The sequence below is a fragment of the Calidifontibacillus erzurumensis genome, assembly GCF_013303125.1.
GTDB lineage: Bacteria > Bacillota > Bacilli > Bacillales > Bacillaceae_J > Calidifontibacillus > Calidifontibacillus erzurumensis.
Window position 1 is genome coordinate 215,616 of the sequence record NZ_JABTTE010000001.1, and the last position, 11,918, is coordinate 227,533.

General features: G+C 35.1%; 15 protein-coding genes. 13 read left to right on the forward strand and 2 right to left on the reverse strand.

What is annotated here, in order from left to right; all coding sequences use genetic code 11:
* Window positions 1–98: 98 nt before the first annotated feature.
* A complete protein-coding gene (locus HR057_RS01170) occupies window positions 99–1,667 on the forward strand; it encodes a Vga family ABC-F type ribosomal protection protein (RefSeq protein WP_173729555.1) in 1,569 nt (522 codons plus the stop codon).
* A 572-nt stretch (window positions 1,668–2,239) separates the two neighbouring features.
* Complete coding sequence (locus HR057_RS01175; protein ID WP_173729556.1) at window positions 2,240–3,124, forward strand: patatin-like phospholipase family protein; 885 nt, start codon at window positions 2,240–2,242, stop codon at window positions 3,122–3,124.
* A gap of 25 nt (window positions 3,125–3,149) precedes the next feature.
* Here HR057_RS01175 and HR057_RS01180 read toward each other — a convergent pair whose 3' ends face one another.
* Together HR057_RS01180 and HR057_RS01185 are read right to left on the reverse strand one after the other, a co-directional pair.
* A complete protein-coding gene (locus tag HR057_RS01180) occupies window positions 3,150–3,560 on the reverse strand; it encodes an SA1362 family protein (protein WP_173729557.1) in 411 nt (136 codons plus the stop codon).
* A gap of 29 nt (window positions 3,561–3,589) precedes the next feature.
* Window positions 3,590–4,537, reverse strand: a complete 948-nt coding sequence (locus tag HR057_RS01185) for a DUF1385 domain-containing protein (protein ID WP_173729558.1) — start codon at window positions 4,535–4,537, stop codon at window positions 3,590–3,592.
* A gap of 215 nt (window positions 4,538–4,752) precedes the next feature.
* Here HR057_RS01185 and HR057_RS01190 point away from each other — a divergent pair, with 215 nt between their 5' ends.
* From HR057_RS01190 to spoIIIAF, 11 genes are all read left to right on the forward strand, one after another.
* On the forward strand, window positions 4,753–5,274 hold the full coding sequence (locus HR057_RS01190) for a YqhR family membrane protein (protein ID WP_173729559.1): 522 nt from the start codon (window positions 4,753–4,755) through the stop codon (window positions 5,272–5,274).
* Window positions 5,275–5,356: 82 nt separating this feature from the next.
* Window positions 5,357–5,800 (forward strand): type II 3-dehydroquinate dehydratase, encoded by a 444-nt coding sequence (aroQ, locus tag HR057_RS01195; protein ID WP_173729560.1) that lies wholly within the window; start codon window positions 5,357–5,359, stop codon window positions 5,798–5,800.
* 1 nt (window position 5,801) lies between these two features.
* Window positions 5,802–6,863, forward strand: coding sequence for a M24 family metallopeptidase (locus HR057_RS01200; RefSeq protein ID WP_173729561.1), 1,062 nt, complete (start codon window positions 5,802–5,804; stop codon window positions 6,861–6,863).
* A 59-nt stretch (window positions 6,864–6,922) separates the two neighbouring features.
* Window positions 6,923–7,480 (forward strand): elongation factor P, encoded by a 558-nt coding sequence (efp, locus tag HR057_RS01205; protein WP_173729562.1) that lies wholly within the window; start codon window positions 6,923–6,925, stop codon window positions 7,478–7,480.
* A 117-nt stretch (window positions 7,481–7,597) separates the two neighbouring features.
* Window positions 7,598–7,879, forward strand: coding sequence for a YqhV family protein (locus tag HR057_RS01210; protein WP_230474311.1), 282 nt, complete (start codon window positions 7,598–7,600; stop codon window positions 7,877–7,879).
* An 87-nt stretch (window positions 7,880–7,966) separates the two neighbouring features.
* Window positions 7,967–8,905, forward strand: a complete 939-nt coding sequence (gene spoIIIAA, locus HR057_RS01215; RefSeq protein ID WP_173729563.1) for a stage III sporulation protein AA — start codon at window positions 7,967–7,969, stop codon at window positions 8,903–8,905.
* Window positions 8,896–9,417 (forward strand): stage III sporulation protein SpoIIIAB, encoded by a 522-nt coding sequence (gene spoIIIAB / locus HR057_RS01220; protein ID WP_173729564.1) that lies wholly within the window; start codon window positions 8,896–8,898, stop codon window positions 9,415–9,417. The genes spoIIIAA and spoIIIAB overlap by 10 nt, the downstream gene beginning before the upstream one ends.
* Before the next feature lie 20 nt (window positions 9,418–9,437).
* Window positions 9,438–9,641 (forward strand): stage III sporulation protein AC, encoded by a 204-nt coding sequence (gene spoIIIAC / locus HR057_RS01225; RefSeq protein ID WP_173729565.1) that lies wholly within the window; start codon window positions 9,438–9,440, stop codon window positions 9,639–9,641.
* A gap of 15 nt (window positions 9,642–9,656) precedes the next feature.
* The gene (gene spoIIIAD / locus HR057_RS01230) at window positions 9,657–10,046 is read left to right on the forward strand and encodes a stage III sporulation protein AD (RefSeq protein ID WP_329955812.1); all 390 of its coding nucleotides are present in this window, start codon (window positions 9,657–9,659) and stop codon (window positions 10,044–10,046) included.
* Window positions 10,047–10,122: 76 nt separating this feature from the next.
* The gene (spoIIIAE, locus tag HR057_RS01235) at window positions 10,123–11,289 is read left to right on the forward strand and encodes a stage III sporulation protein AE (RefSeq protein ID WP_173729702.1); all 1,167 of its coding nucleotides are present in this window, start codon (window positions 10,123–10,125) and stop codon (window positions 11,287–11,289) included.
* Window positions 11,290–11,294: 5 nt separating this feature from the next.
* Entirely contained in the window at window positions 11,295–11,918 is a 624-nt protein-coding gene (spoIIIAF, locus tag HR057_RS01240; protein ID WP_173729566.1) for a stage III sporulation protein AF, read from the forward strand.

Here is an 11,918-nt window from a genome sequence, read left to right on the forward strand (position 1 = left end):
GTCTCTCTTTGTCATGCCTTCTATTCGTATGCCTCCTATTCTGAACAAAATAGGAGGCATTTTTTGTCTCCGTTATTAATCTAAATGGAGATGATTTCATGATTTTATTACAAGCCCATGATATAAAACAATATGTTGGCGACAAGCTCTTACTGGATATAAAACAACTAGAAATCCATCAAAATGATCGAATAGGATTAGTAGGTCGAAATGGAAGTGGAAAAACAACACTGCTTGAAATTTTGTCTGGAAACAGGATACCGGAAAAAGGCAAGGTGATTCATCATACAATTTGTGATTTATTACCTCAATTTAAAAGGCAAGATCCTAAGAAAAGTGGGGGAGAGGTCACTCAAGAGTATATCCGTAATGCCATGGTAAAAGCACCTGAACTCATCCTTGCTGATGAACCGACTGCGAATCTCGATGGAGACCATATTGAATGGATAGAAAACATATTCAAACATTGGCAAGGCACTTTTGTCCTTGTATCTCATGACAGGAAAATTTTGGATGCTCTTTGTACTACAATTTGGGAACTCCACGAAGGAAAAATCAAAAAATATTTTGGTAACTATAGTCAGTATATGAAGAATAAAGAATTAGAAACGAGACAACAAATAGAAGTTTATGGGCAATATGAAAAGAAGAAAAAACAATTGGAGGAAGCCCTGAGATTAAAGGAAAGAAAAGCTGAAAGAGCAACAAAAAAACCGAAAAAAACGAGTGCATCTGAGGCGAAAGGGGCAAAACCATATTTTGCGAAAAAGCAAAAGAAATTGCAAAAAGCAGCAAAAGCAATAGAAACAAGAATAGAAAAATTAGAAAAAGTTAATAAAGTAAGAGAAATTCCACCGTTAAAAATGGATTTACCAAATGAACATGCATTTAAAGACCGGATTATTTTGAGGGTAGAAGATGTAGAAGGAAAAATGGGGGATCGGATTCTTTGGAAAAAGGCAAATTTTCAAGTTCGAGGTGGGGATAAATTAGCTATCATCGGCCCAAATGGAAGTGGAAAAACAACCTTTGTCAAGATGATTTTGAATAAAACAAAAGGGATTACCATCTCCCCAGCGGTAAAAATCGGCTACTTTAGTCAAGACTTAAATATTTTAGAACCGAAAAAATCTATCATCGAAAATGTGAAAATTTCATCTAGGCAAAATGAAACATTTATTCGGACGATTCTTGCCCGCATGCATTTTTTTCGTGATGAGGTCTATAAAGAAGTACAAATGTTAAGTGGGGGTGAGAGGGTAAAAGTTGCATTAGCGAAAATATTTTTAAGCGATATTAATACCCTTGTTTTAGATGAACCAACAAATTTTTTAGACACAGAAGCGGTGGAAGCTTTAGAATCTTTATTAAAGGAATATGAAGGAACCGTTATATTTGTCTCCCATGACCGAAGACTGATCGAGAATGTTGCCACTAAGATTGTAGAAATTCGAAATCAGACTGTACATTATTTTGACGGGACATTTGATGAGTATAGAGCTGCCCACCTAGCAGCTACGCAAAAACAAATTGATGAGCACCTCCTTTTATTAGAAATGAAAATATCTGAGGTTCTTAGTCGGTTAAGTGAGGAACCATCCGATGAGTTGGAAAGGGAATTTCAGGAATTATTAAAGAAAAAAAGGGTGTTAAAAGGGGAATATTAATTATTATTGAAAAAGGATTTATTATTTTTTGGAAAAAGGAATTAAAACGTTAAAATCGAAATGAAGATCTCGCTTTTGAAAAATTCGTTTAAAGGACTTGTTGATTAAGTTTCGACAAGTCTTTTTTACCATTATTTATTTGGATTCTAAGCTCCTTTCCTCATTTTGAGAGTATCAGCTTCCCTCAAATATTGATCTGTTTTTTACATCTATCCTATATTTCCTCGCTTATTTTTTTCCTATTATTTACACATAATGAAATCTCTTTTTGATTGTGTGAAACTTATATTCAGTCCCTTTAAATTTGTAACAAAGGTTGATCGTACAATAGCTATATCCCTTCAGTTGTTGTCTAGTATTAAATCATCTACACCAAAAATATAGAGAGGGAAAACAATCTGTAATATTACGAAGGATCATTTGCACTTATACATAGATAATTATGTACTCGATCATTGCCTAAATTGATTTTATTATTCATTTTTATGAAAAATGTTCTATTTCTCGATTGTTATGATTAGGATTTAATGAATATTTAAAGCCATTTGGAATATCCCTAAGGAGGGGCATGAATGGAAATTGATGGTGTCTTTTCTGGCGGAGGAATGAAAGCGATTGCGTTTGTTGGTGCTATAGAAGTAATGGAACAAGAAGGGTATAAATTTAAAAATGTTGCTGGAACTAGTGCTGGTGCAATTATATCAGCTTTGCTTGTTGCAGGTTTCAAAGCGAAAGATTTGCATCAAATATTAACAGAAGTTGATTTTAAAAAATTTATGGATCGCCCCCAAACTATAACCTTATTCCCTTTTTTAAAATGGGCAAGTTTTTACTGGAAAATGGGAATGTTTAAAGGAGATGCATTAGAAAATTGGATGGGAGATCTATTGAAGAAAAGAGGAATTGCAACATTTGGAGATATTGAAGATGGTACTCTGAAAATTATTGCTTCCGATTTAACAAGAGGCCGAATAATGATTTTGCCTGATGATTTAGAGCAATATGGATTAAATAAAGACCAGTTTTCAATTGCTAAAGCAGTACGGATGAGCGCAAGTATTCCTTATTTTTTTGAACCGGTCAAAATTTATGATCGATCAGGAATGAAATCGGTCATTGTGGACGGTGCGGTGTTAAGCAATTTTCCTATTTGGCTGTTTGAAGAAAAAAAGAAAAGACCGGTTATCGGTTTTAGGCTAAGTCCTCAGTTAGAAAATATACCGCCAAATATTATAAATAATGCAGTTGATATGTTCCCCGCACTTATTGAAACAATGCTTCATTCCCATGATAACCGTTATATTTCGAAAAAAGTTGCTGAACAAATTATTTTCATTCCAATTGATACGGTGAGGGCGACAGAATTTAATCTGTCTAGAAAGGAGAAAAAGCAGTTAGTTGAAATCGGCAGAAAACGTGCCCATGAATTTATTCAAAAGTGGAAGGGATTTCAATAATTAATAGCTCAAAAAAAGAATCAAGCTAAAAATGTGCTCGATTCTTTTTCTTGCCTTTATTTCCTTCAATGACGGTAAAATTATGCTCGCGTTTTTTTGCTGTATGCAAGATGCGGTTCGACTTCCTATTTAGAGGTCTTTTTGTAGAAGCTCCTCTAACTTTCGTCGTTAAATGGTTGGAAGATTCTTTAATTTGTCTTTTTTTCGATTGTTGGGCAGCTTTTCGATACTTAGCATAAGTTTGGCTATTTACACCGCCGAATTGTTTTTTTATAACAATTTTGTATATTACAAAAATTACTCCAATGACTACTGCTGCAATAAATACCTCTTTCATCAATCCGACCGGATTGACTGCTAGGCGATACAACAAACCAAATCCTGCTAAACCAATAATAACAAGGATCATCGGATGAACAGATGGTCGCCGTAACAAGAGGCTCACCTCCCTATCGTGATAATGGATTAAACAATCCTTTCAGCAACTTTAGATTCTGCAATTTGTTTATCATATTCAAGCATTCTTTTAAAAGATGCTATCGAAACCTCAACTTGGTCATCTGTCGGTTCTTTCGTTGTTAATAATTGCAGCCATAATCCGGGATATCCTAAATAACGGAGAATTGGTACATTTCGTAATTTATTCGTTAATTGCAAAACTTCAAAGGATACTCCTAAAACAACTGGTAAAAGTGCTAAACGGTTAACAACCCTAAGCCATAAAGGTTCGGTCGGAACGAGCATATAGACAAATACACCAACGATGACTGTAAATAATATAAAGCTTGAACCACACCGATAATGGAGTCTTGATTCAGCTTGAACATTTTCTATTGTCAAAGCTTTTCCTTTCTCATATGCATTAATAACTTTATGCTCAGCCCCGTGGTATTGAAAAACGCGTTTAACTAATGGGGTTAATGATACAAAATAAATATAGGATAACAATAATATGAACTTGATGAACCCCTCGATTAAATTTTGCATTACGTGTCCTGGGAAAATTGGTCTTAGGAGTTCAGCTAAAAATGCTGGAGTTAATGTGAAAATAAATTTTCCGAATAGGAAGGAAATGATACCTACGGCTGCGACACCAAATATTAATGTTAATTTTGATTCTTTCTTTTCTTTTTGGACAATTTCATCATCTTTAGGATCCACATCATACCGTTCGCTAGAAAAATTTAAATGTTTTGAACCGTTGGCACTTGCTTCTAATATAGCGACAATTCCGCGAATAAAAGGTATTTTTCTTAACTTATCGAAGAGTGGTCTTTTTTCTCTTTTGACGATAAAATATTCAATCGATTGGTCTTTTCTGCGTATGGCTGTTACAAAGCTATGTTTTCCTCCGAACATAACGCCTTCGATAACAGCCTGGCCTCCATAGATCTCTTTTTTTGTGTCTGTCATTTATGTTTCACCAACCAAAATACTTTTCTCAAATACACATTTTTATAGATCAATTATTTTAATCTTTCTTTAATATATATTCTACAAGAATTTAAAAGAATCCTCTATAGTAATACAATAAATAGTATGTCCATTTTGGGAATTTTTAACACGGTCAAACTTTCATCATGATTGTTTGTTTTTCGGAAATAATGAATAATGGAGGTGTTCATCTCATGGCAGAACAAATCGAACAAACAAATGAAAAAGAAAATCCCCAACTTGAACAAAATAAAAAAGAACCGGAATTATCCCATCTTTCAAAAGTAATGATCATCGGATTTTTTGGTGGTGTTTTTTGGAGTCTTATTGGGTATATCGCCTATTTTTTTAATTTTACTGATATGGGACCATCGTTAGTACTTGAGCCCTGGGCAGTGGGTGACTGGAAAGTTAAAACTGCTGGCCATTGGGTAGGCATTTTTATAATAGGTTTGCTGTCTATTGGAGTTGCACTTATTTATAATTTGTTTTTCAAAAACATCCGAAAAATTTGGCCAAGTATTTTGTTTGGCGTAGCTTTATGGTTCATCGTATTTTATCTTCTCAATCCGATGTTTCCAAACTTAGAATCTGTTCGTGATTTTAGCAAGAATACAATTATTACCACCCTATGTTTATACATCCTTTATGGTGTTTTTGTTGGTTATTCCATTTCATATGATGTTGAGCAAATGAAACGAATGAAACATTCATAAAATCTATTCAAATGAGGAGTAGCTGTGGTAAAATATAATGGTTGCAAAAACGTATCATTTATAATTGCAAAGGGGTTTTTTCATGTCAAAGTTACTCCTCATTAACGGGCCAAATCTGAATCTCCTCGGTGTGAGGGAGCCAGGCATTTATGGGCAAACAACATTGAAAGATCTCGAGGAACAGTTGACCGCTTTTGCTCGGGAGAACCAATTGGATTTATCTTGTTTTCAATCCAATCATGAAGGAGCTATTATTGATGCCATTCATGATGCAAGGAACAATTTTTCCGGCATCATTATCAATCCAGGTGCGTTTACCCATTACAGCTATGCTATACGTGATGCCATCGCGAGTGTTGACGTACCAGTTATAGAGGTTCATATCTCAAATGTACATAAACGGGAAGAGTTTAGACATATTTCTGTTATTGCGCCTGTATGCGAAGGCCAAATTGTTGGTTTAGGAATAACTGGTTATAAGTTGGCTATCTTGGCATTTAAAGAATGGCTGGAAAGGAATGTTTGAAATGAATCGCCTTCAGCAAGTTAGGGATAAATTTGTTGAAAAAGATATCGATGGTTTTCTGATTACGAACAGTAAAAATCGGAGATATATGACAGGATTTACAGGCACGGCTGGGGTCGTCCTTATATCTTCGAAAAATGCGATTTTTATTACTGACTTTCGGTATATAGATCAAGCAAAAAATCAAGTCAAATATTATGATATCGTTCAACATCAAGGTCCCATTCATGAAGAAGTGGCTCGGCTTGTAAAGGAATTAGGCATTCAAAAACTCGGCTTTGAACAAGATGAAATGACTTATGGTACATATAAAATTTATGAAAAATTAATTTCGGCACAGCTAGTTCCTATTTCGGGAATGATTGAAAGTTTGCGGCAGATAAAATCAGATGAAGAACTGCAAATTTTAAAAGAAGCTTGTTCAATTGCAGATGATGCATTTACACATATTCTTAAATATATAAAAAGTGGAGTAACTGAACTTGATATTGCCAATGAACTTGAATTTTTTATGAGAAAAAAAGGAGCAACTTCATCTTCTTTTGATATAATTGTTGCGTCCGGTTGGCGTTCAGCTTTGCCACACGGGGTAGCTTCGAACAAGGTGTTAAAGGATGGAGAACTTGTAACACTTGATTTTGGTGCTTATTATAAAGGGTATTGTTCAGACTTAACAAGAACTGTAGCCATTGGAGAAATTAGTGATCAATTAAAAACGATTTACAATATTGTCCTTGAAGCCCAACTGCGAGGCTTGCATGGAATTAAAGCAGGTATTTCCGGAAAACAAGCCGATGCCTTTACAAGAGATTGTATTACTGAAAAAGGGTATGGCGATTATTTTGGTCATTCCACTGGTCATGGTATTGGTCTTGATATACATGAAGGCCCCATTCTTTCGATGAAATCTGAAATGAAGTTACAGCCAGGGATGGTTGTTACAGTTGAACCTGGCATATATTTACCAGGTGTCGGTGGTGTTCGAATTGAAGATGATATTGTCATTACCGAAGAAGGCAATATCGTTTTAACTCATTCACCGAAAGAATTACTACTATTATAAATATGCAATTTATATCAATTTGAATACTTCATTACAAACTACATAATGGGAGGATTTTTATGATTTCAGTAAATGATTTTAGAACAGGTTTAACAATTGAAGTGGATGGAGGCATTTGGCAAGTTATTGAATTCCAACATGTAAAGCCAGGAAAAGGAGCGGCTTTCGTTCGTTCTAAATTGAGAAACTTACGTACAGGTGCTGTTCAAGAAAAAACGTTCCGTGCTGGTGAAAAAGTTGCAAAAGCTCGCATTGAAAATCGTAAAATGCAATACTTATATGCAAGTGGTGATTCTCATATTTTCATGGACAATGAAACTTATGAACAAATTGAATTAAGTGCTTCCCAATTACAACATGAGCTTAAATTTTTGAAAGAAAATATGGAAGTTTATATTATGTCATTCCAAGGCGAAACAATTGGTGTAGAATTGCCGAATACTGTTGAATTAAAAGTAGTTGAAACAGAGCCTGGTATTAAAGGTGATACAGCATCAAACGTAACAAAATCAGCTACATTGGAAACAGGCTTAGTTGTTCAAGTACCATTATTTGTAAATGAAGGAGATACATTAATCATTAGTACTGCTGATGGAAAATACGTATCAAGAGCATAATTTATTAGTGAATCAATAAAGTTTGCAGAGGAGAGTTCTCTCCTCTGCTTTTTTTTTAGTCTAATTTCGAAAGCTTGTCATACATATTTATCAGGAAGATAAATAGGAGGGAACATTTTGAGAAGATGGTTTCACCACCTCGATTCGGCTGTGATGTCGATGGCGGGTCTTCGAATTTTATCTGCATTAATTGAATTGTCGGCAGCCATAGCCATGCTCTTTTTAAACGATGTAAAAAAAGCATTGGCAGTGAATGCTTTTCTCGCAATGGTCGGACCTACAATCCTTATTACTACAATGAGTATTGGGCTGATTAGCTTATCAGATGATTTATCGGTAAGTAAGCTTGTATTCATCGCTATAGGTGTCGGCTTTATATTATATGGAATATATAAATGAATCCCAGAAAGTCATAAAGTGTGGGGACATGCATAAAAATGTCAGTAAATAGCTTCCGCACAATTTTTGTAGGAGGAGGCGCCAGTAATGAATGAAGAGCTTTTTCATATATTGCCAAAGACTATTGCTGAAAGAATAAAACAGTACTCCGAATCTGTTCAAGAAAAAATTGAGGAAATTCGGATCCGGATTGAACGCCCGCTTGAACTTGTTATAAGTGGAGAACCTTTTTACCCAAATGGTTATATTGTGACAAAACAGGATGGCTTGAACTTGTTAAATAAACTTAGCGATTATTCCATATATACACTTGAGGAAGAGCTTAAGCGAGGGTTCATTACGGTGAAAGGCGGCCACCGGGTAGGGTTGGCGGGAAAAGTTATTACAGAACAAGGACGTGTCAAAGCAATTCGGGATATTGCCTCCTATAACATTCGTATAGCGAAAGAAAAAATTGGGATATGTGAACCTTATCTCCCTTATGTTTATAACGGTAAATGGTTGAGCACAATGATTCTCGGTTCCCCGCAAACAGGAAAAACAACAATGCTACGGGATTTTGCTCGTTTCATCAGCATGGGGCTTTATGAACAGAACATTCCAGCTTTTAAAGTAGGCATCGTTGATGAGCGTTCAGAAATTGCTGGTTGTGTTAAAGGAATACCTCAACATCAGTTTGGCCCTCGAATTGATGTTTTAGATGCTTGTCCAAAAGCTGAAGGTATGATGATGATGATCCGCTCGATGAGTCCAGATGTTCTTGTCGTAGATGAAATTGGCAGGATGGAAGATAGTGAAGCCATTTTAGAAGCGATCAATGCGGGAGTATCTCTTTTTGTAACCGTACATGGCTCAAGTCTTGATGATCTTTATAAAAGGCCATCCATTCGTCCACTGCTCGATCTCCAAGTTTTTGATAGATTTATTGAATTAGTGCGTTTCAATGGCCCAGGGACTGTAAAATTGATTCGATCTGGTAATGGGGAAGTCATTTATAAAAATGAAGCGAGAGTGAGATGCAATTGAAATTATTGGGAGCCATTATTATTTTGATAGCAACGACATGGATTGGATTTGAGATAGCCAACAAATTGAGTGAACGGCCAAGACAATTAAGACAGTTGAAAGTGGCGCTCCAATCACTTGAAGCGGAAATTATGTATGGACATGTTGCTTTACGTGATGCAGCAACACATTTATCTTATCAGTTTGAAAAGCCTTTATCATTATTTTTTAAAAAGTTTGCTGAACGTCTTTCGGACAGTGATACAGTTTTTGTAAGTGCTGCTTGGAAAGAAAGCCTTGATGAAATTTGGAAGCGCACAGCTCTAAGACAAGGTGAATATGAAGTTCTCTTGCAATTCGGCGAAACATTGGGTCAACATGATCGAGAACATCAACAAAAACATATTCGTTTAGCCCTTGCACATCTTGAAAGGGAAGAAAATGATGCGATCGAAATGCAACGTCAATATGAAAAAATGGTTAGAAGCCTAGGTTTTTTAGCAGGATTATTAATTGTCATCTTATTGATGTAATAGTTTTGGAGGAATAGGTCATGGAGTTTAATCCAAGTATCATCTTTCATATAGCGGGGATCGGAATTGTAGCTGCTTTTCTTCATACAATTTTTAAACAGATGGGCAAAGAAGATTTTGCTCATTGGGTTACACTAATTGCTTTTATTTATATCTTATTTATGGTCATTACAAAACTACAAGATTTGTTTTTGAAAATTAAAAGTGTCTTTCTTTTTCAATAAAAGGGGGGAGCGGTCATTGAAATTTTACAAATTGTTGGCGTAGCTTTAATTGCCACTTTTTTGGCATTAGTAATAAAAGAACAAAAACCAGCGCTAGCGTCGATGCTAGTCCTTTTTGTCAGTATTAGTATTTTTCTTTTTTTAGTTGAAGAAATAAATGAGATTATTCATATGCTAGATAAAATTGCTGCAACAGCTAATATTAACACGATGTATGTGGAAACGATTTTAAAAATTATTGGAATAAGTTATATTGCAGAATTTGGTTCACAAATTACGAAAGATGCCGGTCAAGGAGCGGTAGCTGCAAAAATAGAAATGGCTGGAAAAATATTAATATTAGTGATGGCTATTCCTATATTAACGGTCATTATTGAAACAGTCATATCATTAATTCCTTCATAATAATCACAATTTTATTTTTAAACGAAAGCCGGGGTGAAAAAATTTGCTCTCTAAAAATAAAAGAAAAATTTCCTTAATGGTTCTCGTATTCTATCTATCTTTAATAATATCAGTTTGGTTGCCAATAAATGTACAAGCATCTCCAGCTGACCCGGCACAAACTTTTATCGATAGCGAATTAGAAAAACTGGGCGTTGATCAAGTAAAACAATTTTGGGAACAAATTGTCCATGAATACGGTGGCTTTTTACCGGAAAGCCAAAAAGGAACGTTTATGGAATTTGTTAAAGGGGACAAGCAGTTTTCAGCACGGGAATGGATCAACGGCATTTTAAAATTTATCCTATATGAATTATTAGCGAATGGAAAGCTCTTAGGAACGTTAATTATGCTCACGATTTTTAGTTTAATTTTGCAGTCGATTCAAAATGCATTTGATCACCAATCGGTCAGCAAGATCGCCAATGCGATTGTTTATATTGTGCTAATGATTTTAGCTCTCAATAGTTTTCATCTAGCGATATCGTATGCTGAATCTGCAATTGAAAACATGATGAATTTTATGATTGCCTTATTACCACTCCTTTTAGGTTTAATTGCTTCCATTGGAAGTTTGGCATCCGTTGCATTCTTTCACCCTATTATTCTTTTTCTTGTTCATACGAGCGGTTTAATTATTAATAAAATCACATTGCCGCTATTATTTTTGGCAACCGTTCTTAGCATTGTAAGCACAATGACTGACCATTACAAAGTAACACAGCTTGCAGGTTTATTAAGAAATATTGCCATCTGGATTTTAGGTGCTTTCTTAACGATATTTTTAGGTGTAATTTCTGTGCAAGGGGCAGCTGTTTCCGTTTCTGATGGTTTAACGGTTCGAACAGCTAAGTTTATAACAAATAACATTGTTCCTGTTTTTGGACGGACGCTTAGTGATGCAGCAGATACTGTTCTTAGTGCATCAGTATTGTTAAAGAATACAATTGGACTTGTTGGTGTAGCCATCCTCTTAATATTAGCGGTGTTTCCGGCTATTAAAGTATTATTATTAGCATTTATATATAAAGCTGCAGCAGCTCTTTTAGAACCGCTTGGTGGAGGGGCTGTCATCCAATGTTTAGATATTATTAGTAAAAGTGTCATTTACGTATTTGCAGCATTGGCCATTGTCTCTATTATGTTTTTTCTAGCTATTACAGTCATCGTATCTGCGGGCAATATAGCAATGATGATGAGGTGAATTAAATGGAATTTCTTACGAATTGGATTGCAAACATTATTTTATTTGTTCTTTTTGCCGTCATCATTGATTTATTATTGCCGAATTCAAGCTTTCAGCGTTATACGAAAATGGTCATTGGGCTTTTGTTGATTGCAATCATTTTAAACCCAATTTTAAAAATATTTGATGAGGATCTTGAACAATTACTTAAAACAATGCAATTGCCAAATGTTGAAGACAAAAAACAAATCGAAAATTTAATAGAAAATAAGAAAAATGAAATACAAGCCTCCCAACGTGCATATATTTTAGAACAGATGGCTGTCCAGATGGAAGAAATGGTGGAGGAGGAGTTAATGAAAAACTTCGGATATCAAGTTGAAACGATTCATTTTCATTTTTTGGAACCAGGTGATGAAATATCTACGGAAAACTTAAAAAAAGTGGAAGTGATCGTAAGAGAGGTACAAAATTCTGAAGAACTAGCAAAAAACATACCGGTTGTAAAAGAAATAAAGATAGATACAAGCGTACCAATTCCAAAGGAAAACAAAACAGATGCAACATCGATTTCAGCGTTTTTAGCAGACCGTTGGCAGCTTAATAGAGAGATCGTAATGGTTGTGATGGAGGGAGGAAAGATGTAG

Bases quoted from the DNA above. Each gene is read 5' to 3' on its own strand.
- HR057_RS01170 (WP_173729555.1), top strand. From the start codon at position 99: ATGATTTTATTACAAGCCCATGATATAAAACAATATGTTGGCGACAAG.
- HR057_RS01175 (WP_173729556.1), top strand. From the start codon at position 2,240: ATGGAAATTGATGGTGTCTTTTCTGGCGGAGGAATGAAAGCGATTGCG.
- HR057_RS01185 (WP_173729558.1), bottom strand. From the start codon at position 4,537: ATGACAGACACAAAAAAAGAGATCTATGGAGGCCAGGCTGTTATCGAA.
- HR057_RS01190 (WP_173729559.1), top strand. From the start codon at position 4,753: ATGGCAGAACAAATCGAACAAACAAATGAAAAAGAAAATCCCCAACTT.
- aroQ (WP_173729560.1), top strand. From the start codon at position 5,357: ATGTCAAAGTTACTCCTCATTAACGGGCCAAATCTGAATCTCCTCGGT.
- HR057_RS01200 (WP_173729561.1), top strand. From the start codon at position 5,802: ATGAATCGCCTTCAGCAAGTTAGGGATAAATTTGTTGAAAAAGATATC.
- efp (WP_173729562.1), top strand. From the start codon at position 6,923: ATGATTTCAGTAAATGATTTTAGAACAGGTTTAACAATTGAAGTGGAT.
- spoIIIAA (WP_173729563.1), top strand. From the start codon at position 7,967: ATGAATGAAGAGCTTTTTCATATATTGCCAAAGACTATTGCTGAAAGA.
- spoIIIAB (WP_173729564.1), top strand. From the start codon at position 8,896: ATGCAATTGAAATTATTGGGAGCCATTATTATTTTGATAGCAACGACA.
- spoIIIAC (WP_173729565.1), top strand. From the start codon at position 9,438: ATGGAGTTTAATCCAAGTATCATCTTTCATATAGCGGGGATCGGAATT.
- spoIIIAE (WP_173729702.1), top strand. From the start codon at position 10,123: ATGGTTCTCGTATTCTATCTATCTTTAATAATATCAGTTTGGTTGCCA.
- spoIIIAF (WP_173729566.1), top strand. From the start codon at position 11,295: ATGGAATTTCTTACGAATTGGATTGCAAACATTATTTTATTTGTTCTT.